The organism is Streptomyces sp. NPDC033131 (genome assembly GCF_055578365.1).
The window spans coordinates 1-19120 of record NZ_JBVIPA010000013.1 but is presented as its reverse complement, the minus strand read 5'-3'; the positions used below and the strand labels follow the sequence as shown (position 1 = coordinate 19120).

21 protein-coding genes and 1 pseudogene are annotated in these 19120 nt (G+C 69.6%); 15 read left to right on the top strand and 7 right to left on the bottom strand.

Annotated elements, in window-relative coordinates; translation table 11 throughout:
* Positions 1–23: 23 nt before the first annotated feature.
* On the bottom strand, positions 24–689 hold the full coding sequence (locus ACZ5XS_RS18405; RefSeq protein WP_468652781.1) for a CBS domain-containing protein: 666 nt from the start codon (positions 687–689) through the stop codon (positions 24–26).
* A gap of 34 nt (positions 690–723) precedes the next feature.
* Positions 724–1125, bottom strand: coding sequence for a cyclic nucleotide-binding domain-containing protein (locus ACZ5XS_RS18400; protein WP_468652465.1), 402 nt, complete (start codon positions 1123–1125; stop codon positions 724–726).
* A gap of 309 nt (positions 1126–1434) precedes the next feature.
* Between ACZ5XS_RS18400 and ACZ5XS_RS18395 the strand changes: the two genes are divergently transcribed.
* The 7 genes from ACZ5XS_RS18395 to ACZ5XS_RS18365 all read left to right on the top strand — a co-directional run bounded on the left by ACZ5XS_RS18395 (position 1435) and on the right by ACZ5XS_RS18365 (position 10681).
* A complete protein-coding gene (locus tag ACZ5XS_RS18395) occupies positions 1435–2310 on the top strand; it encodes a universal stress protein (protein ID WP_468652779.1) in 876 nt (291 codons plus the stop codon).
* Between the two features lie 58 nt (positions 2311–2368).
* Entirely contained in the window at positions 2369–4768 is a 2400-nt protein-coding gene (locus ACZ5XS_RS18390) for a glycoside hydrolase family 65 protein (RefSeq protein ID WP_468652463.1), read from the top strand.
* Between the two features lie 112 nt (positions 4769–4880).
* Entirely contained in the window at positions 4881–5759 is an 879-nt protein-coding gene (locus tag ACZ5XS_RS18385; protein ID WP_468652460.1) for a potassium channel family protein, read from the top strand.
* A 169-nt stretch (positions 5760–5928) separates the two neighbouring features.
* Entirely contained in the window at positions 5929–8517 is a 2589-nt protein-coding gene (locus ACZ5XS_RS18380) for a cation-translocating P-type ATPase (protein ID WP_468652458.1), read from the top strand.
* 128 nt (positions 8518–8645) lie between these two features.
* Positions 8646–9065: a CBS domain-containing protein gene (locus ACZ5XS_RS18375; protein WP_468652456.1), complete on the top strand. Its 420-nt coding sequence runs from the start codon at positions 8646–8648 to the stop codon at positions 9063–9065.
* Positions 9066–9191: 126 nt separating this feature from the next.
* Positions 9192–9941 carry a glucose 1-dehydrogenase gene (locus ACZ5XS_RS18370; protein WP_468652777.1) on the top strand — a complete coding sequence of 250 codons (750 nt, stop codon included), beginning with the start codon at positions 9192–9194 and terminating at the stop codon, positions 9939–9941.
* 62 nt (positions 9942–10003) lie between these two features.
* Entirely contained in the window at positions 10004–10681 is a 678-nt protein-coding gene (locus ACZ5XS_RS18365) for a hypothetical protein (protein ID WP_468652454.1), read from the top strand.
* A gap of 21 nt (positions 10682–10702) precedes the next feature.
* Here ACZ5XS_RS18365 and ACZ5XS_RS18360 read toward each other — a convergent pair whose 3' ends face one another.
* Positions 10703–11230: a DUF6448 family protein gene (locus ACZ5XS_RS18360; protein WP_468652452.1), complete on the bottom strand. Its 528-nt coding sequence runs from the start codon at positions 11228–11230 to the stop codon at positions 10703–10705.
* Positions 11231–11574: 344 nt separating this feature from the next.
* Between ACZ5XS_RS18360 and ACZ5XS_RS18355 the strand changes: the two genes are divergently transcribed.
* The 4 genes from ACZ5XS_RS18355 to pspAB all read left to right on the top strand — a co-directional run bounded on the left by ACZ5XS_RS18355 (position 11575) and on the right by pspAB (position 14181).
* Positions 11575–12351 carry a PspA/IM30 family protein gene (locus tag ACZ5XS_RS18355; RefSeq protein ID WP_468652450.1) on the top strand — a complete coding sequence of 259 codons (777 nt, stop codon included), beginning with the start codon at positions 11575–11577 and terminating at the stop codon, positions 12349–12351.
* Entirely contained in the window at positions 12348–12626 is a 279-nt protein-coding gene (gene pspAA, locus ACZ5XS_RS18350; RefSeq protein ID WP_468652448.1) for a PspA-associated protein PspAA, read from the top strand. The genes ACZ5XS_RS18355 and pspAA overlap by 4 nt, the downstream gene beginning before the upstream one ends.
* Before the next feature lie 5 nt (positions 12627–12631).
* Positions 12632–13534, top strand: a complete 903-nt coding sequence (htpX, locus tag ACZ5XS_RS18345) for a zinc metalloprotease HtpX (RefSeq protein ID WP_468652446.1) — start codon at positions 12632–12634, stop codon at positions 13532–13534.
* A gap of 68 nt (positions 13535–13602) precedes the next feature.
* On the top strand, positions 13603–14181 hold the full coding sequence (pspAB, locus tag ACZ5XS_RS18340; RefSeq protein WP_468652444.1) for a PspA-associated protein PspAB: 579 nt from the start codon (positions 13603–13605) through the stop codon (positions 14179–14181).
* 168 nt (positions 14182–14349) lie between these two features.
* Here pspAB and ACZ5XS_RS18335 read toward each other — a convergent pair whose 3' ends face one another.
* From ACZ5XS_RS18335 to ACZ5XS_RS18325, 3 genes are all read right to left on the bottom strand, one after another.
* Positions 14350–15954, bottom strand: a complete 1605-nt coding sequence (locus ACZ5XS_RS18335) for a multicopper oxidase family protein (RefSeq protein ID WP_468652442.1) — start codon at positions 15952–15954, stop codon at positions 14350–14352.
* A 69-nt stretch (positions 15955–16023) separates the two neighbouring features.
* A complete protein-coding gene (locus tag ACZ5XS_RS18330; protein ID WP_468652440.1) occupies positions 16024–16464 on the bottom strand; it encodes a hypothetical protein in 441 nt (146 codons plus the stop codon).
* Between the two features lie 220 nt (positions 16465–16684).
* Positions 16685–16996, bottom strand: a complete 312-nt coding sequence (locus ACZ5XS_RS18325; protein WP_468652438.1) for a hypothetical protein — start codon at positions 16994–16996, stop codon at positions 16685–16687.
* Positions 16997–17197: 201 nt separating this feature from the next.
* On the opposite strand from ACZ5XS_RS18325, the gene ACZ5XS_RS18320 reads away from it, so the two are divergent.
* From ACZ5XS_RS18320 to ACZ5XS_RS18305, 4 genes are all read left to right on the top strand, one after another.
* On the top strand, positions 17198–17443 hold the full coding sequence (locus ACZ5XS_RS18320) for a hypothetical protein (protein ID WP_468652436.1): 246 nt from the start codon (positions 17198–17200) through the stop codon (positions 17441–17443).
* A 269-nt stretch (positions 17444–17712) separates the two neighbouring features.
* Positions 17713–17976, top strand: coding sequence for an SHOCT domain-containing protein (locus tag ACZ5XS_RS18315; RefSeq protein WP_468652775.1), 264 nt, complete (start codon positions 17713–17715; stop codon positions 17974–17976).
* A 50-nt stretch (positions 17977–18026) separates the two neighbouring features.
* Entirely contained in the window at positions 18027–18284 is a 258-nt protein-coding gene (locus ACZ5XS_RS18310) for a hypothetical protein (RefSeq protein ID WP_468652434.1), read from the top strand.
* Positions 18285–18301: 17 nt separating this feature from the next.
* Positions 18302–18736, top strand: coding sequence for a pyridoxamine 5'-phosphate oxidase family protein (locus tag ACZ5XS_RS18305; protein ID WP_468652433.1), 435 nt, complete (start codon positions 18302–18304; stop codon positions 18734–18736).
* A gap of 135 nt (positions 18737–18871) precedes the next feature.
* On the opposite strand, the pseudogene ACZ5XS_RS18300 reads toward ACZ5XS_RS18305, so the two are convergent.
* Positions 18872–19120, bottom strand: a pseudogene (locus ACZ5XS_RS18300) (flavodoxin domain-containing protein); the annotation flags it as partial.

The following is a 19120-nucleotide window of genomic DNA, read 5'->3' as shown; positions in this document are numbered from 1 at the left end:
GCGCCGGGCGCCCGGTACACGGGTCACTGCCTGTCCTCGGGCCCGTCCGGACCAGCTGACTGGCCGGTGAGGTGGGGCTCGACGTCCACGACGCCTTCCACGGCGCGCACGAGACGCACGGCGACCGAGATGAGCGAGGTGTCGCGGATGTGCCCGCGGAGGGTGACGACTCCCTCGTGCACGTTCACGTGGATGCCGTGGCTGAAGGCCGGGAAGAGGTAGGACACCACGGTGCGACGGACCTCCTCCTCGATGTCCTCGTCCGACCGCAGGAAGACCTTCAGCAGATCGGCACGGCTGACGATGCCCTCGAGCATGCCCACCTGGTCGACCACGGGCAGCCGCTTGACGTGCCGGACGGCCATGATCCTGGCCGCCTGCGCCAGGGTGGTGTCGGGGTGGACCGTGATCGCAGGGGTGCTCATGAGCTCCTCTGCCGTCACCGCGCCGGCCTTGGCGACGTCGGACAGGCGTCGGCGCTGCGCGAAGAGGTTCGGGTCGCCGTCGCGGAACTCCTCCTTGGGCAGCAGGTCGGCCTCGGACACTACGCCGATGACGCGCCCTTCGCCCTCCAGGACCGGCATGGCACTGACCTTCCACTGCTCCATGGTCCGGACGATCTCTTTGAAGGGCGCGTCGCGTCCCACGGCCACGACCGTCTGGGTCATCACATCGCTCACGATGTGCATGGTTTCGGACACCGCGCACCACCTCGTCTCGCTGTCAGGGCACCTCGCCGGCCCCGTAGGGCGCGTACAGGTCGAGCAGCCGCACCCGTGCGGACCTGAGCCGCCCCGCGATCACTCCGGCGACATAGGTCCACAGCTCGTGCTTCAGTTCCGGGTCGTGCACACACAGCTGACCGACCGCGGCCGCGTCGAACTCGTAGGCACGCACCGGGCTGGTTGCCTGGGCCCCCAGGTGCCAGTGATGAGGAGGAACAAGCCAGGACCAGCCCAGCAGGGCCCCGGCGCCGAGGGACTCGATGACCGCTGCGCGGCGGCCGGGCACGTGAACGTCGAGAGCGACGGTTCCCGTGCGGATGATCCAGAAGCGGTCGGCTTTGCCGCCCTCGTTGAAGATGCGCTCGTCGATCGCGAACGACACTTCACGAGCGAGCGACATGAGCTGCTCCTGATGCTTCCCGGTCAGGGCGCCGAAAACGCCGGTCCTCGCCACCACCATCGCCTCCCTTCACCTCGAAGCGGAGCGGGCCCGTATCCGGCCGATGGGACGACCGTGGCGGAGGGGTGGGGAGCGGCATCCGCTCTTCCATGCCGCCTGACTCCACAATCATCGCAAATCGCCACGCTGCAACCTGGGTCGAGGTTCCCCTGGCGAGAGTCGGTCCACGTGTCGCGAGGGTTCCAGGGCGGTGCGACGGTATTCACAGGGGCATGCGGCAGTGACCGGGGCAGGAAGGTGTTGGTGACCATGGAACTCCCGCTGGTCGTAGGTGTCGACGGCTCGGACTCCAGCCTGCAGGCCGTGGACTGGGCGGTGGACGAGGCGGCGCGTCACGGACTGTCTCTGCGGATCGTCCACGCCTCTTTGTGGGAGCGGTACGAGGGACACCGGCCCTCCTTCAGCACCGACCGTCCGGCCGAAGAGGTTCTGGCCGAGCACATCGCCGCGTCGTGCGCGGAACGCGCCCGACTGCGCAACCCAGAGGTGAAGGTCTCCAGCGACGTACTTCCCGACGACGCCGTGTCCGCGCTCCTGCACGCGGCTCATGAATCCGTTGCCCTGGTCACGGGCTCCCGCGGCCGCGGCGAGGTCGCCGGGTTGCTGCTGGGATCGGTCAGCCTCGCCGTGGCCGCCCGTGCGGTGTGCCCGGTCTTCGTGGTCCGCGGCGAGGAGCGGAACCGGCAGGGCACCTTCGGCAAGGTGGTGGTCGGCGTCGGCGATTCGGCGGAGGGCTCGGCCGCTGTGCGGTTCGCCTTCAGTGAGGCCGAGGCGCGCGGCAGCGCCCTGCACGCCGTACGGGCCTGGCGTCGCCCCGCCCATGAGCACGTGGACCATCCCCTGGTCGCGGACGATGCCGTCAGTGCCCACGAGGAACGGGCCTCGGCGCTCCTCACCGACGCACTGCGCGACGCCGTACGGGATCACCCCCAGGTCGAGGTGCACCGCCAAGCGGTCGAAGGCCCCGCACACAAGGCCCTCCTGGATGCCTCGGCCGAGGCCGACCTGTTGGTCGTGGGCGCATTGAGGCGGCACGGTCACTTCGGTCTGCAGCTCGGCAGGGTCGCCCACACCCTGCTGCATCACGCCGAGTGCCCGGTGGCCGTCGTACCGCAGCGGGCCTGATCCGGCGCGCGTCTCACGCTCCCGCACATCTCGTCAGGCGAGAAGGAGAAGAGCGCGGATGTCGGACTGGACATGGGAGTACGAGAGCTACGACCCCACGGCCGAGCGGCTGCGTGAATCACTCTGCACGCTGGGCAACGGCTACTTCGCCACGCGTGGCGCGGCGCCCGAGTGCCGGGCGAGCCTGGTGCACTATCCGGGAACCTACGCCGCCGGGTGCTACAACCGCCTGGAGTCGACCGTGGCGGGACGGCAAGTGGTGAACGAGGATCTGGTCAACCTCCCGAACTGGCTGCTCCTGCGGTTCCGTCTGCGCCGCGCCGGGGGAGCGTGGTGCCCGTGGTTCACCCCGGACACCAGCGCACTACTGGACTACCGGCACATCCTGGACCTGCGCCGGGCCACGCTCACCCGCACGCTTCGTTTCCGGGACGACGACGTGGGCGTGCTCAGCGTCCGGCAGACCCGTCTGGTGCACATGGGGGACCCTCACCTGGCAGCACTGCGAACGCTCTTCACGCCCGAGGACTGGTCGGGGGAGATCGAGATCGAGTCCTGCCTCGACGGTGGCGTGATGAACGGCAATGTGCACCGTTACCGTGCCCTCAACGGAAGCCATCTGGCCCGTGTGCGGACGGGGGCACAGGAGCCCGACACGGTCTGGCTGAGCTGTCGCACCAGCACCTCGGGCATCGGTGTCGCCATGGCCGCCCGGACGGTCGTCGGCGGCCGATCCGCGGCCTCTTCGGAGCTTCGTTCCGCCCGGCGCCGTGCCGTCCACCGTCTGGTGGTCCCGATCGCTCCGGACCGACCCGTTGACGTGGAGAAGACCGTGGCGCTGTTCACCTCCCGCGACACGGCGATCAGCGACCCGCTCGAGGCAGCACTCGACCGGGTGTCCACGGCAGCGGGCTTCTCGGCCCTGCTGGACTCCCACGTCGCTGCGTGGGAGCGGTTGTGGCGGCGCGCGGACATCCAGGTGCCCGGCCGGGCCGGCCGCGTCCTGCGCCTCCATCTCTTCCACGTCCTGCAGACGCTCTCGCCGCACACCGCGGACCTGGACGTGGGAGTGCCGGCCCGGGGCCTGCACGGCGAGGCCTACCGGGGCCATGTGTTCTGGGACGAACTGTTCGTGCTGCCGTATCTCAACCTGCACCTCCCGGAGGTCTCCCGGGCGCTGCTGAACTACCGCTACCGACGCCTCCCGCGAGCGTGCCGGGCGGCCGCCGCCATCGGCCGGGCCGGGGCGATGTACCCGTGGCAGAGCGGCAGGGACGGCCGCGAGGAGACGCAGGTGTGGCATCTCAACCCGCGCTCGGGGCGCTGGCTGCCCGACCACTCCCGGCTTCAGCACCACGTGGGCTCGGCGATCGCCTACAACGTGTGGCAGTACTGCCAGGCCACCGGCGACACGGAGTACCTGCACACCAAGGGCGCGGAGATGCTGCTGCAGATCGCCCGCTTCTGGGCGGACCTGGCCGACTTCGACCCCGGCACCGGCCGGTACCGCATCCGCGGCGTCGTCGGCCCCGACGAATACCACGACCGCTACCCGGGGGCCAACAGGCCGGGGCTGGACGACAACGCGTACACCAATGTCACCGCCGCCTGGGTCCTCACCCGTGCCCTGGACCTTCTGCGGCGCCTTCCCGCCTGGCGCCGGGAGGAACTGTTCGAACGCGTCCGGCTGGGCGGCGACGAACTCCCCAAGTGGGAGGAGGTCTCCCGGCGTTTGCAGGTGCCCTTTCACCAGGGCGTCATCAGCCAGTTCGAGGGCTACGGCAAACTCGCCGAGCTGGACTGGGACGCCTACCGAGCGCGCTACGACGGCATCCGGCGCCTGGACCGGATCCTGGAGGCCGAGGGCGACACAGTCACCCGCTACAAAGCGTCCAAGCAGGCCGACGTCCTCATGCTCGGCTATCTCTTCTCGCCCGCCGAACTGCGGGATCTGTTCCGGCGTCTCGGGTACGACCTGAACGACGAGGTCTGGCGCAGGACCGTCGACTACTACCTCCAGCGCACCAGCCACGGGTCCACGCTCAGCGGGCTCGTCCACGGCCTGGTCCTCGCCCGCGCAAGACGGGCCGAGGCATGGAAGTACGTCCAGGAGGCATTGGAGGCGGACATCGCCGACATCCAGGGCGGTACGACCGGCGAAGGCATCCATCTCGGAGCCATGGCCGGGACCCTCGACCTGGTCCAGCGTGGCCTGACCGGACTCGAGACGCGTGAGGACGCCCTGTGGCTGGACCCGGTTCCACTCCCGGCACTGTCCGAGTACGGATTCTCGCTGCGCTACCGCGGTCACTGGGGTGTCGGCGTACGGCGCCGGAGAGGGCAGTTGGAGATCGGTGTGCCCGACTCGGAGGAGTCGCCGATCCGAGTGGTGCTGGCCGACCGGGCTGTGACCGTCGCGCCCGGGGAGACCTGCACGCTGGAGCTTCCGATGAGTTGAGCAGCGCAGATGGGCGTGCCGGACCTCGCGTCTGCCGCTTGATCCGCCGGGCAGGCCATAGGCTCCGAGAAGGCGGGTTCCTCTTCAGGCGGCAGGGCCGTGGGAGACGTGGATGAAATGGCTGGTCTCGCTGGTCGGTGCCGGGCTGGTCATGATCACCCTGCGGGACCTGTTCCACACCCTCTGGCACCCCACCCGCCACGGTGGCCTGAGCCGCCTCGTCATGACCGCGCTGTGGCGACTGGCCCGCCGCTTCCGTGCGCGCAGGCGAGTGGTCGGGCTCGTGGGACCGCTAGCCATGGTGACGGTGGTGAGTATGTGGGCCGTCACCGTCATCCTCGGTTGGGCCATCGTCTACTGGCCCCACATGCCCGGGGCGTTCACCTTCTCGCCCGGTTCCGAGGCGGCGCGGGAGCCGGCGCTGCTCGACTCCGTGTACCTGTCGCTCGTCACGGTCGCCACCCTGGGCCTGGGGGACATCGCACCCGCTGAGAGCTGGCTTCGCCTGGTCTCACCGTTGGAAGCCCTCGTCGGCTTCGCCCTCCTGACGGCCACGGTCTCCTGGGTGCTGGAGATCTACCCGGCGCTGACCCGGAGGAGGGTCCTTGCCATCCGGCTGGCGCTGCTGCGCGACGCGGACCCGACACCGCAGCAGATCGACTGCACGGCGGGGGCGCTACTGCTGGACAGCCTGGCCACCGAGGTCGTACGCGTCCGGATCGACTTCACCCAGTACGCCGAGGCGTACTACTTCCATGACGGGGAGGACCACTCGTCGCTGGCGGCCATGGTCGGTTACGCCGATGCCCTTGCCCGACGCGGGCAGGCAGCGCGGCGGCCGGAGGTGCAGCTGGCCGGTGACCTGCTCGTCGGTGCGCTGAAAGACTTCGCCGCCATCCTTGACCAGCGCTTCCTCCATACGGGCGGAATGCCGACGGAAGTGTTCGCCGCGTACGCCGACGACCACGGCCGCAGCCGCGCGCAGCCTTGAGCATGGGTGCACTCTGAGAAGGCGGGGGTACGTTCCTCGTGTCCTGGCCGAGTACACGATGGGAGCGGTGGATGGCAGCCCATGCACGGAGCCGCCCGGACGCGGCTCCGCCACGGACGTGAACCGGCGGCAAGGCCGCCGGAGGCCCGCCGGGGAGGTCGACCGGCTCATGGACACACCTTCCGCCACGGGGCTGTCGTCGGACGAGGCCGCGCGGCGGCTGGCGCTCCACGGGCCCAACGAGATCCCCGCGGAGCCGCGGACCCCGGTGTGGCGGCGGGTGCTGCAGCAGCTGCGCGACCCGCTGATCCTCGTCCTGCTCGTCGCTGCCGCCCTGACGATCGCCACCGGCGATCTCTCCGACGCCGCTGTGATCCTGCTCGTGATCACCGTGAACACCGTGGTCGGCGTCGTACAGGAGGTACGGGCGGAACAGGCGGTGATGGCCCTGTCCGCCATGAGTGCCCCCGCCGCCAGGGTGGTGCGGGACGGTGAGGAACGCTCCGTCGCGGCAGCCGAGGTGGTGCCGGGCGATGTGGTCCTGCTGGCCGAGGGGGACATCGTCCCCGCGGACGGGGACGTGCTCGCCGCAGCGTTGCTGCTGGCGGACGAGTCGTCACTGACGGGCGAGTCCGTTCCGGTGGAGAAGGTCCCCGACAGTGACGAAGTGTGCGGGGCAGTGTCGGCGGGCACGGTCATCGTCCGCGGTCACGGACGGATCGTGGTGACCGCGACCGGGGCCGACAGTGCGCTCGGCCGGATCGCTTCCCTGATGGGTGCCGCGCCCGGTTTGACTCCGCTGCAGCACCGGCTGGCGAGGTTCGGCCGGGTTCTGGCAGCGGCCATTGTGGCGCTGTGCGCTGTCGTCCTCGCTCTCGGCCTGGTGCGCGGCCAGCCCGTGGAGCTGATGATCGTGGCGGCGATCAGCCTCGCCGTCGCCGCCGTTCCGGAGTCCCTTCCCGCCGTGGTGACGCTCGCTCTGGCGCTGGGAGCACGGAGGATGGCGGACCGGCACGCCATCGTCCGCAGGCTGCCCGCGGTGGAGACCCTGGGCTCGGTGACCGTGATCGCCACCGACAAGACCGGCACCCTGACCGAGGGCCGGATGGCGGCCGAGCAACTGTGGACGCCCCTCGGCGAGGCATCGGTCGTGGGGACCGGCTACGAACCCGAGGGCCGGGTAATCCGCGACGGCGAGGCGGTGACTGCGGGCGGCACGCCCGACCTGGCGGCGCTGCTGAGCGTCGCGATGCTGTGCAACGACGCGGCGCTGGAGCCCCCATCGGACCACTCTCCCGAGTGGAGCGCGCTCGGCGATCCCACCGAGGCCGCCCTACTGGTGGCCGGGGCCCGCCTCGGGCTGGACCGGGCGGCGCTGGACAGCGAACTGCCGCGCCTGGAGGAGATTCCCTTCGACAGCACCCGCAAGCGCATGACGACCGTGCATCGCTGTCCGGACGGCGGGGTGCGAATCGCGTGCAAAGGAGCGCCGGAATCGGTGCTCCGCCCGCAGATTCTGGCCGACCGACCGGAGACGGTCGCCCGCGCGGCCGCACAGGCGGAGGCGTTGGCACGCCGTGGGTACCGTGTGCTCGCCGTCGCCTCGGCCGATCACGAGGGCAGGGCGCAGCGGCCCCCGACCTGGGAGTCAGGCTTGTCGCTCCTCGGCCTCGTCGGCATCCTGGACCCGCCCCGCAGCGCGTCCGAGGCGGCGATCACCGCCTGCAAACGGGCCGGCATTGTCCCCGTACTCATCACCGGCGACCACCCGCTGACCGCGCGGGCCGTGGCCGGGCGCCTCAGCATCGCCACCCGGGACGACGAGGTCACCACAGGCGACCGGATCCGGGCAGGCACAGCAGGCGATCTGACGGACGTACGCGTCTACGCCCGGACCACTCCCGAGCAGAAGCTGGACATCGTCCAGGCGTGGCGCGGGGCCGGGCACGTGGTGGCGATGACGGGGGACGGTGTCAACGACGGCCCGGCCCTGCGTCAGGCAGACATCGGCGTGGCCATGGGCCGGCGCGGCACCGAGGTCGCACGCCAGGCGGCCGATCTGGTGCTCGCCGACGACAACCCGGCCACGATCGTGGCCGCGGTCGAGGAGGGACGCCGGGTCTACGCGAACGTACGCCGGTTCCTGCTCTACGCGCTCGCCGGGGGCACCGCGGAGATCCTCGTGATGCTCCTCGGCCCCTTCCTGGGGATGCCGCTGCCTCTCCTGCCCGCGCAGATCCTGTGGATCAACCTGCTGACGCACGGCCTGCCCGGTGTCGCTCTCGGCGCGGAACCCGTCGATCCGCACACCATGCGCCACCCGCCCCGGCCTCCCGAAGAGAGCGTGCTGGGGGCCGGCCTGTGGCCGCGGATCCTGTTCATGGGGCTCTTCGTCGCCACGGTGACCCTCGTGGCCGGCGTCTGGGCCCGGGAGACCGGACGTCCCTGGCAGTCCATGATGTTTCTGGTGCTCGGGGCGACCCAGCTCGGCGTGGCACTCGGCTCCCGGGCCCGCCCGGGCACCCTGGCCAACCCGTTCCTGCTGGTCGCGGTGGCAGTGGCACTGAGCCTTCAGGCGGCCGGTGTCTATCTGCCGCCCCTGCAAGACCTGTTGGGTACGGAGCCGCTCGCGCTCACCGACCTGGCGATCGCCTGCGTTCTGTCCGGCCTCGGCCATGTCGTCATGCGTCTCCAGGCGCGGCTGAGACCGGAACGCCCGCCGCGTGCGGGCCACCTGCGACCCAGGGACATTGACTGACGAGGGCGCCCGTTCCCGGCATGCACACGGGAGGTGCGGAACTCACACTGGTCTGGAGGAGCACCGGCCAGGGTGAGCCAGGCTCCGGACACTTCCCGCGTGGACAGCGACGCTCGAAGGAGACGACCATGACCACTGCCCGGGAGATCATGCACGGCGGCGCCACCTGCATCCAGGAGAACGAGACACTGGAGGCCGCGGCGCGCAGGATGAAGGAACTGAACGTCGGAGCCCTCCCGATCTGCGGGGAGGACGACCGACTCCACGGGATCATCACCGACCGTGACATCGTCGTGAAGTGTCTCGCCAGGGGCAAGGACCCCAGGAGCGTGACCGCGGGCCAGCTCGAACAGGGCAAGCCGATCACCATCGACGCCGAGGCCGATGCCGGCCAAGTCCTTCATGCCATGGAAGAGCACAGGATCCGTCGGCTGCCGGTGATCGACGACCATCGCCTCGTCGGCATGATCAGCGAGGCCGACCTCGCACGTCACCTGCCCGAGGCCCAGGTGGGCCATTTCGTCGAGGTCATCTGCGCGGCACCTTGACCGCCCCGTTGTCCGTCGGCCTGCGGCCCTTCAGACCGGACGTGTCATGCCGACATGCCGAGTCGGTCGCGGCCGATGCCGCACTTACGCATCTTCGTCGTCGAGGCATTGGTTCAGGAGGCCATGATGGGACGTCTCAACGAGCGGGTGGCGATCGTCACCGGTGGAGCCAGAGGAATCGGCGCCGCTGTGGCACGTCTGTTCGCGGACGAGGGCGCCGCCGTGGTGGTCGCCGATGTCCTCGACGCCGAGGGGGAGAAGCTGGCGGCGGAACTCGGCGGCCCGGCCCGCTACGCGCACCTGGACGTCAGCACCGAGGACGGCTGGCAGGCGGTGGTCGCGGAGACGGAGCAGAAACTCGGCCCGGTCTCGGTGCTGGTCAACAACGCCGGGATTCTTGAGTGGGGGACCATCGAGGAGCAGAGCCTCGAATCCTTCCGGAGGGTCATCGACGTCAATGTCCAGAGTGCCTGGCTGGGCATGCGGACGGCAGCACCATCACTTCGCCGCGCCGGCGGAGGCGTGATCGTGAACATCTCCTCGATCGCAGGCATCACCGGCTACGCCGGCATCGGAGCCTATGTGACCAGCAAGTGGGCATTGCGCGGGCTGACCAAGGCCGCGGCCCTGGAACTGGCCCCGGACGGGATCCGTGTCTGCTCGGTCCACCCCGGTGCGGTGCGCACCGCGATGACGGCCGACTTCGACGACTCGTTCACCGCCGGACAACCCCTCCCGCGGTTCGGCGAACCCGAGGAGGTCGCCCGCATGGTCTTCTTCATCGCCACCGACGCCACCTTCTCGACCGGCGTGGAGTTTGTCCTGGACGGCGGTGTCACCGCCGGCCCGCCCACCGTCCTGACTCCCGCCGACTGACCCTGGGAGCCAACGACATGCTGTGCGTGGTGGTACCGATACGGAGCTGGGAGGCAGAAGACATGACCGAGCACCGGCCCGCGGCCGGGCGACGTCCATTCGGTGTGGCGGCCGCCGCCCTGGCCCTGTACGGCGTCTTCCTGCGGCCACGGGTGCTGACCTGGGGCACGACACCCGACGAAGCCGACCGTGACCTCCCCGGCGATGGTCTCATCCCCGATGCACACGGCACCTCGACCATGGCTACGACCCTGCCGGCGCCGCCCGAAAAGGTCTGGCCCTGGCTGGCACAGATGGGCTGCAACCGCGGCGGCTGGTACAGCTGGGACCGCCTGGACAATGGCGGACGCCCGAGCGCGGAACGCATCGTCCCGGAGTGGCAGCGCCTGGAGCAGGCCCAGCACCTGGACTCCCTGCCGAGCGGCGATGCCTGGTTCACCGTCGCGGTCCTGGAACCGGAGCGGACCCTGGTGCTGCGCTCGCAGACGAAACTTCCCTCGGGGCGCCCCTTCGACGTGCGGTACGAGCCGCTGCCCAAGGCGTACATCGACTCGATCTGGGGTTTCCACCTCCGGCCGGAGCCCGGCGGGAGGACCCGGCTTATCGTGCGCGCGAGGGGTCGCAGCCGCCCACGGCCCCTCACCCGGACCATGGACGTGCTGTTCTGGGAACCCGCCCACCTGATCATGCAAACCCGCCAGTTCCACAACCTGCGCACGCGCGTCAGTGCGACGGCATGAATCCAGGAACTTTTCGCTTCCTTACGCGCGCCGGGTTGGTGCGTGCGGGACGGTGATCGCCTGTTTGTACACGTGGTGCGCCCACACCTGCAGGCCGAGGCCGGCCTCCACGAACTCGCGGGCGGCATCGACCCCCTCAGTGGCATGCTCCTTGAGCGCCATGGCGCGTCCGTGACGCTCTTCCACCTGCTCGCGGATGATCCCGCAGAGCACCCCGGTCAGTTCGTCCGCGGAGCCGGCATCGAGGGCACGCTCAGCAGCCGGGATCACCGGCCCGACATCGAGCCCGGCCGGCTTCAGTCCCTTGAAGGGCGCGCCTTCTCCCGAGCGGTGTACGCGGACGACCGTCTCGAAGAACCAGCGGTCGGCCACTTCCTGGGCCTCCCGGCCGTGCGTACGCGCCCTGGCCGTGAGACTGAACGCCTCACGGACCTCTGGTTCCCCTTCTTCAGATACATAGGGCAGGACCTGGTCGACATCCCTTTCTTCCAGGGCTCTGCGCGCGGCAGTGACGACGGGACCGTCGAGAGAATCACAGTGCGGTGGCATCGCCGGTCACCTCCCTTTGCGGTTCACCTCCATCATCGACCCGCCAGGCGCGAGCGGGAGAGGCACGACCGCAACCGGGTGACGAAGGCTGAGGTCCGCCGCAGCCCTTGCTCGGATGGTGAGAGGCCGGCTGTTCCCGATCAGCCGGGCCGCCTGCCCACCACTACTCCGCGCGGGCGGCGCAGGATGGGGGCGGTGTCCCCGATGCCTGCTGCCGTTGAAGCCGTGCTCTCGGACGCGGGATGGGGGTTGCGGCCCGGACCACGCCGCCGGAGTCTGGAAGTGTCCCGCAGACGTGACTGGACTGGCTGATTCCTCACCTGTCGAAGAGGAGGCAGGCCGCTATGACGAGCATCACCCACCGCATAGCCACCCTCTTCCGGACGAAGGCGAACAAGGCCCTGGACAAGGCCGAAGACCCGCGGGAGGTACTGGACTACTCCTATGCCCAGCAGCAGGAAATGCTGCAGAAGGTACGACGTGGTGTGGCGGACGTGGCCACCAGCCGCAAGCGCATCGACCTGCAGATCAACCAGTTGCGCCAGTCCAGCGGCAAGCTGGAGGGACAGGCCCAACAGGCGCTCGGAGCCGGACGCGAGGATCTCGCCCGCGAAGCTCTGAGCAGGCGCACCGCCGTGGCCTCCCAGCTCACGGACCTGCAGACCCAGCAGGCAACGCTGCAGGCCGAGGAGGAGAAACTCACCCTGGCCTCCCAGCGCCTCCAGGCGAAGGTGGAGACCTTCCGCACCAGCAAGGAGACCATAAAGGCCCGCTACACCGCGGCCGAGGCCCAGACCCGCATCACCGAGGCCGTCACCGGTATCGGCGAGGAGATGGGTGATGTCGGCATGGCCATGCAGCGCGCCGAGGACAAGACCGAACAACTGCAGGCCCGGGCCGGTGCGTTGGACGAACTACTTGCCTCCGGTGCCCTGGAGGACGCCACCCTCCCTGCCGGCGGCGACGACATCCAGGCCGAACTCGAACGCGTCACCGCGGGCCAGGACGTGGACGAGGAGCTGGCCCGGATGAAAGCCCAGCTCCCCGCGTCCGCCACCCCGCCGGCCGTAGAAGCCAAGAGCGCTGAGCAGGGCCCGCCGGACCCGGAGGCGACATCATGATCATGCGGATTCTCGGTGAAGGCCAGTACGAGATCACCGACGAACACCTTGACCGGCTCAACGAGCTGGACGCCGCCCTGCAGTCGGCAGCCGACGCCGGCGACGAGACGGCGTTCGCCACCGCCTTGTCTGCCCTGCTGGACGCGGTACGCAGCCTCGGCACGCCCCTGCCGGACGAGAGGATCACGCCGTCCGACCTGGTGCTGCCCGACGAGGACACCAGCCTCACGCAGGTGCGGGCGCTGCTCTCCGACGAGGGCTTGATCCCGGGGTGATGGCGATGCGCAGCCGATTCGAGCCCGACCGGCAGCTCACCGCCCGGATGCTGGTCACGATGTTCTTGCTCGGGCTGCTGTATGTGGCGTTCGTCGCGGCGCTGATCGTGCTGCTCAAGTCTGTCGTCCTGGTCGTCGTCATCGCCGCCGGGCTGCTGGTCGCGCAGTACTGGTACTCCGACCGGATCGCCCTGTACGCCATGCACGGCCGCCTCGTCACCAGGGAGGAAGCACCCCAGCTGCACGGCGTCATCGACCGGCTGTGCGCAGCCGCGGACATGCCCAAACCACGGGTGGCCGTCTCCCGGATGGATCTGCCCAACGCGTTCGCCACCGGCCGCAACGCCGACCACGCCGTCGTCTGCGTCACCACCGGGCTCCAGCGCCGCCTGGAGCCCGCCGAGCTCGAAGGCGTCCTGGCCCACGAGCTGTCCCACGTCGCGCACCGCGACGTCGCGGTGATCACCATCGCCTCGTTTCTTGGAGTGATCGCGGGCCTCATCGTCCGCTTCGCCTTCTACTCCCAGCTGTTCGGCGGACGCAACCGCGACCAGAACACCGCGGCGGCGCTCGCGCTCGTCATGGGCGTCTCCGCACTGGTTTACGCGATCAGCTTCCTGCTGATCCGGGCCCTGTCCCGCTATCGCGAACTGGCCGCCGACCGCGCCGGAGCCATGCTCACCGCGCGGCCCTCCGCACTGGCCTCGGCATTGACCAAGGTCACCGGCGACATCGCCCGTATCCCCACTCAGGACCTGCGCACCGCCCAGGCGTTCAACGCGTTCTTCTTCACCCCCGCCCTCGGTCCCGGCACCACGGTGGCCAATCTGTTCTCCACCCACCCCAGCCTGGAGCGGCGTCTGGAGGCGCTCGCGGAGATCTCAGCCGAGCTGGGCGAGACGGCATGATCGCCGCTCAACGCCGGACCGGCATACGGCGCCCTCACCAGGGAGCGACAGGAAGGAGCTGAACGACTGTGGGTTTCCTCGATGCCCTGTTGGGGCGGAGCAAGCCGGTCAAGCCCGACCTCGACCAGCTCTTCGGCCTGCCGTCGGCGGCGATCACCCTGCAGGCGGCCATCGGCTTCACGCCGACCGGCACAGGCTCGGTCTGCTTCGCCAGCGTCGAAGGCGGCGCCTTCGCCCAAGTCCAGCAGGACGTACGGGACCTGCTGGACGTCGACCCCCAACGCAGCGGCACGCCTGTGGAGTTCAGACGCGACGACTTCGGCTACTCATGGCTGCTCTCCCGCCGCGACCCCGACGACCTCCCCGCACTCGTCAACGACCTGCACGCCGTCAACACAGCCCTGCAGGACAGCGGGTTCGGTCCCCAACTGCTCTGCTCCCTCGTCGCCTTCCACGACGCCGAACTCCGCCCCCTCGCCCTCGTGTACCTCTACAAACGCGGCACCTTCTACCCCTTTGCACCCCAGCCCGGGGAGAAGCGCGACAACCCGCTCGAACTCCAGGTCAAGACCATCGTCAAGGACGATTTGCGCATCGAACCCGACCTGACTCGCTGGTTCCCGCTCTGGGGTGCCCCCGGCCTGTGACGGTCAGGCCCGGAGTCAACGGCAGGGCATGGAGATTGGGTTGGCCCAGTGGCCTGGCACTCCGCGTGAGTCTCCATGAAGCCCAGGGGCGTCGGAATCTCTCCGTCGCGCCACGGGTGACAGTGGCTGGACGGCGCACCGGTGTCGCGTGCCGTCGAGCCACGCGGGTCATGCCTGGTAGGCGACGTTCGTCATCATCCCGGCCTCGCCGTGGTAGGCGTTGTGGCAGTGCAGCATCCAATGACCGGGGTTGTCGGCGTCGAAGAACACGGACAGCTCCTTCTTGGGCAGCACGATCGCGGTGTCCTTACGGGGCCCGGAGCCGCCGAGCTGGTACGTGTGGCCGTGCAGGTGCATCGGATGCCACATTGTGGTCGTGTTGACGAAGTCCAGCCGGACCCGCTGGCCGTCCTCGACGAGGAGCGCGTTGGCGTCCGGGTCGGCCATGTCGAACGGCCTACCGTTGATGGCCCAGTTGTAGTGCATCATGCCGCCGGTGAGTTCGATCCGGTGGGTGACGTCGGTCGCGACGGACCCCAGACGCACCTCGTCGGCCGCGCGGAGCCGGGACGCGGTGATGATCGTGCCGCTGAGCTCCTTAGGCCGTACGGTGGCCGTGGGTGCGCGGCCGGAGGCGGTGCGCACGAGGGCCAGGCCGGTCGTGTTCTTTCCCTCGGCCAGGGCGATCAGCGGGAAGACTCCGTCGCCGAGGGTGACCAGCACGTCGTATCGCTCGCCCATGGCGATGAGGAGTGCGTCCGTTTCCTGGTGTTGGACGGGGAAGCCGTCGGTGTGGGTGACCGTCATCCTGTGGTTGCCGAGGGCGACGCGGTAGGCGGTGTCGCTGCCGGCGTTGATGATCCTCAGGCGCACCTTGCGGCCGGGCTTGCCGGTGTAGACGTCCGGGTCGGCCGGAATACGGCCGTTGACCAAGTGGTAGGGGTATTTCACGTCCCCGGCGTCGCCGCCGAGCAGCTCGCTCTCGGCACCCATGAGCATGAACCGCGACGACATCCCGCCCGACGAGGCGGACGCAGACGGGGACGCGTCGCCGCTCATGTTCCCCCCGCTGTGCATGTCGTGGCCTTCTGCACCGGAGCTGCCGGCACCGGAGTCGCCGCCCATGTCCATGCCGGCCATGCCCCGCGTGAGTTCGGTGAAGACCTCGTCGGGGGTACCGGTGACGCCGTCGAGCCAGTCGTCGAGGACGATCACCCATTCGTCGTCGTAGGCAAGTGGCTCGCGCGGGTCCTCGATGATCAGCGGGGCGTACAGACCGCGGTCGAGCTGGACGCCGACGTGCGGGTGGAAGAAGTACGTGCCGGGGGTGTCGGCGATGAACCGGTAGGTGAAGGTGCTCCCAGCCCGTACGGCGCTCTGGGTCGCCGGGGGGACGCCGTCCATGTCGTTACGCAGGGCGATGCCGTGCCAGTGGATCGAGGTAGGGGTCCTGCCCGGCAACTGGTTCGCGAGTTCGGCGGCCAGGGTGTCTCCGGCAGAGAGCCGGACCTCCTTGCCGGGCGTGCGGCCGTCGAAGGCCCAGGTCCTGGCCCTGATGCCACCGCCGAGGTCGACCGTGGCGGGCGCTGCGGTGAGTGTGATCCTGAGCTGCCTGCCGCTGCCGGCCCGCTTCTTCTCGGCTGCGGCGACGGCGGAGCCGGAGGGGCTGACCAGGGCGGGCGTGCTGCCGGAGTCGGTGCACGCGGCGAGTGCGCCCGCGCCCGCAGCGCCGAGTCCGGCTAGCAGGACGGAGCGCCGGTTGATGCTGTTCACGATGTGGGTCCTCTGCTTGGAGCTGGCATGTGGTCGCGGCAGACGGCACACGGGTGCCGTCGGTGCGGCCTAGATGCGCAGTTGGGAGAGGACCGACAGATCGGGCGGCGCGCGGCCGATTGTCCCGGCGGGCACGAGACCGGGCTTGGCTTGGTACGGGTTCGCCGCCTGCTTCGCATAGCCCTGCGGCGGCGCGGCGAGCTTGACCGTGTCAACACTCGCGGTCGCGCAGTGCTGCATGCCGGTACCGGCGCAGGCGCTGCCATCAAGGCCGTGCGCGGGGGCGGGTGCGTCGAGCGTGCGGTGGGCGGCGGAGCCATGAGGCCCGGCGGCGGACGAGGGGACCATGCCGGCCATGGCGGGCCCGGCATACGGGGAATGCGCGGCGTGTTCCACCGGGGTGACGGTGATCGCGGCCGTCTCGTGGTGGATCAGCACCGCCAGCGCGGCGAGCAGGGCGATGACGGCGCTGCGTGCCCAGTGGATGGCACTGGCGCGGGCTGCTGCCATCGCCATCGCCTCCGCCCGGGCTCGTCCTCTGGGAGCCCTGTTGGTGAGGGCTCACTGTCTGCCCAATATACCCCGGCGGGGTGTCCTGGCCCTTGCGTAGCGGGGGCGGTCACAGCCGTAGCGTGCGGCGCAGGGCGAGGGTGAGTTCGTCGAGTCCGGCGTCACGCTCGGCCTCGTCGGCGCGGACCGTTTCGAGCTTCCAGCAGCCGGCCGAGCAGGATCAGGTGAGGATGATGCCGACGGCTTCGCAGTAGACCTCGCACACGTCTTCCGGCAGCAGGGCGGGGGCGGGAGTGACCAGGAGCCTGTAGCCGTAGGCGGCAGAAGTGCCGAGGGTGATGAGGCGGTTCATGTCGGCGGCGCGGTGGCGCAGGGTTAGCCAGCCTGTCACGTGGATCGGCCCGCCGGTGTAGAACATCACCGGAGTGATCAGCGCCATTTGCAGCCAGTGGTTCAGCATCCAGTCCGGCACGCAGTCCGCGCCGAAGAGTTCATGCGCCATCACCGGGAACAGCACCGGGACGGTGAGCACCGCGCCACGGCCACCCGGCGGGTTAGGTCCCTGATCTCGGCCTGACGCTCGGCGGCCTCCGCGTCGGCAGCCGCCGGTCCTTCCTCGACCGACGGCCGGCTCACTGACCTGGCTTCGGCGCCGTGGCCGTCGGAGAAGGACGGAGGGGTCGCTGATGGGCCGTCGGCGGGTTCGACGAGCAGCGTGCCGTGGATCATGTTCATGCCGCAGGTGAAGCCGAAGGAGCCCGGCGGGCAGCCCGGCGCCAACCTTGAGTTCGGGGAAGACCACGCGGGAGGTGCACTCCCCGGACTCCTGCCGGTCGAAGAGCAGCTCTACTGGCGTACCCTGGCGAACCTTGATCAGATCGGGGCTGTAGCCGCCTCGTACGGTGGCCCCCACCCGCTGCACTCGGCCTTCCAGCCGGGCGGCACCGGCGCGGCGTGGGCCGAAGAAGAACCAGCCTAGGGCGGCGATCAGTCCTGCGGCGGCCCGGAAAACGACGGCATCGATGGCACCCATGGCAGCGCGCCTGCTTCAGGCCTCGCTCCTTCAAGCCTCCGGCCCGGCTACCCCTACCTGGTAGGGGCTGAACGGCCCACTCGGTCGGGACCATACGGCCCCAGTGCGTGGCCCCTGGGAGGGGCACGATGGATATGAGGACACAGGCTCCTTGAGGGCGCCGGACCTCCGGGCCCGCCCCCGATCGCCGAACGATCCGAAGCAGGTGAATGGCGATGTTCTGGTACGGCCACGATGTCAGTGGATGGGGCTGGTTCGCGATGTCCGCCAGCATGATCCTGTTCTGGGCGCTGATCATCACAGTGGGCGTGCTGCTCTTCCGCGCTGCGAACCGGCCACACGAGCACACCCACGACCCCGCTGTGCCGCAGACACCCGAGCAAGTCCTGGGGGAGCGGTTCGCCCGCGGGGAGATCGACGAAGAGGAGTACCGGCGCCGCCTGAACGTCCTGCACGCGGGCCCTCTCACCAAACCCTGAAGCCCGCCGCACTGGTTGCAGCCTCTGTCCTCCGCTGAAGGAGGCTCGTGATGAACCAGCGCAACTACGGCATGTACGCGCTTGCCGCCGCGACCGTCGTCGTCGGAGCCCTGATTGTCGGCGCCTCGCTGGAAAGCCTCGCCGGGCTCGCCCTCGTGGCCGCCTGCCCGCTGATGATGATCTTCATGATGACGAGCATGCACGGCCAGGACATTGGCCGCATTGCGAATGACATCGCACGCCTGATCAAGCCGGCAGAGCTGCTGCCTGCCCCTGGGACGCCGTCGGGGCCGACACGCAGCCCCTGAACACGCTGAACGATGGTGTGGCGGCCTGCGTCTTCACGGCTGGATCGTCCGCGCACACCGTGGAGTTCACCGAGCTGACCGAGCGGGAGTGTTGGGATCTGCTCGGCACCCACGGGGTGGGCAGGCCGGCGGTGACCACGCCCTCCGGGCCCCTCGTCGTGCCGGTCAACTACGGCTTCGTCGACGGTGCGGTCGTTTTCCGGACGGCTGCCGGCACCACCCCCGCCCAGGCGTCCGGCCACCGGGTCGCCTTCGAGGTCGACCGCGTCGACGAAGCACTGAGCCAGGGCTGGAGCGTCCTGGTGCGAGGACGGGCCCACGACGTGACCGATCCCGACGAGGCGCGCCGGCTCGCGGAATGGGTGTACAGCAAGCCCTGGGTCGGAGGACCACGAGACCTGTGGATCCGCATCGAGGCCGCTGCCATCACCGGGCGCCGGATCACCGTGTGAGCAGTTCCAGGCCGATGTACACGACGTGCCGAGACGCGCTGTACCTGAACGGCGCATCCGCTGCCTCGTCGAGCCGAGTCGTTGCACAGGACGACGGATTGAGGTGAGCCCTCCTGTCTCCTGTCTCGCCGTCCGTCATCGACGAGCCAGCTGCCTTGCGATACCGGACGCCCAGTCGTTGATGGCGTCCCAGTCGCGGTAGTCGCCGAAGCGGCCGCCCATCAGACGGAAGCGGACGCGTCCGGTGACGGGCAGCTGATCCCGTCCGACCACACCGGAGAACAACCGATGGTCCCGGTAAGGCAGTTCCTTGGGCAGGCTCTCGACGATCACCGGGATCTCTTTCTCCGTCATGCGCTTCCATGGCCCGCGCAGCGCGCCCGG

Excerpts from the sequence above, each read along its gene's own strand:
- ACZ5XS_RS18405 (WP_468652781.1), bottom strand. The coding sequence starts at position 689 with ATGCACATCGTGAGCGATGTGATGACCCAGACGGTCGTGGCCGTGGGA.
- ACZ5XS_RS18400 (WP_468652465.1), bottom strand. The coding sequence starts at position 1,125 with ATGTCGCTCGCTCGTGAAGTGTCGTTCGCGATCGACGAGCGCATCTTC.
- ACZ5XS_RS18395 (WP_468652779.1), top strand. The coding sequence starts at position 1,435 with ATGGAACTCCCGCTGGTCGTAGGTGTCGACGGCTCGGACTCCAGCCTG.
- ACZ5XS_RS18390 (WP_468652463.1), top strand. The coding sequence starts at position 2,369 with ATGTCGGACTGGACATGGGAGTACGAGAGCTACGACCCCACGGCCGAG.
- ACZ5XS_RS18385 (WP_468652460.1), top strand. The coding sequence starts at position 4,881 with ATGAAATGGCTGGTCTCGCTGGTCGGTGCCGGGCTGGTCATGATCACC.
- ACZ5XS_RS18380 (WP_468652458.1), top strand. The coding sequence starts at position 5,929 with ATGGACACACCTTCCGCCACGGGGCTGTCGTCGGACGAGGCCGCGCGG.
- ACZ5XS_RS18375 (WP_468652456.1), top strand. The coding sequence starts at position 8,646 with ATGACCACTGCCCGGGAGATCATGCACGGCGGCGCCACCTGCATCCAG.
- ACZ5XS_RS18370 (WP_468652777.1), top strand. The coding sequence starts at position 9,192 with ATGGGACGTCTCAACGAGCGGGTGGCGATCGTCACCGGTGGAGCCAGA.
- ACZ5XS_RS18365 (WP_468652454.1), top strand. The coding sequence starts at position 10,004 with ATGACCGAGCACCGGCCCGCGGCCGGGCGACGTCCATTCGGTGTGGCG.
- ACZ5XS_RS18360 (WP_468652452.1), bottom strand. The coding sequence starts at position 11,230 with ATGCCACCGCACTGTGATTCTCTCGACGGTCCCGTCGTCACTGCCGCG.
- ACZ5XS_RS18355 (WP_468652450.1), top strand. The coding sequence starts at position 11,575 with ATGACGAGCATCACCCACCGCATAGCCACCCTCTTCCGGACGAAGGCG.
- pspAA (WP_468652448.1), top strand. The coding sequence starts at position 12,348 with ATGATCATGCGGATTCTCGGTGAAGGCCAGTACGAGATCACCGACGAA.
- htpX (WP_468652446.1), top strand. The coding sequence starts at position 12,632 with ATGCGCAGCCGATTCGAGCCCGACCGGCAGCTCACCGCCCGGATGCTG.
- ACZ5XS_RS18330 (WP_468652440.1), bottom strand. The coding sequence starts at position 16,464 with ATGGCAGCAGCCCGCGCCAGTGCCATCCACTGGGCACGCAGCGCCGTC.
- ACZ5XS_RS18320 (WP_468652436.1), top strand. The coding sequence starts at position 17,198 with ATGCCGCAGGTGAAGCCGAAGGAGCCCGGCGGGCAGCCCGGCGCCAAC.
- ACZ5XS_RS18315 (WP_468652775.1), top strand. The coding sequence starts at position 17,713 with ATGTTCTGGTACGGCCACGATGTCAGTGGATGGGGCTGGTTCGCGATG.
- ACZ5XS_RS18310 (WP_468652434.1), top strand. The coding sequence starts at position 18,027 with ATGAACCAGCGCAACTACGGCATGTACGCGCTTGCCGCCGCGACCGTC.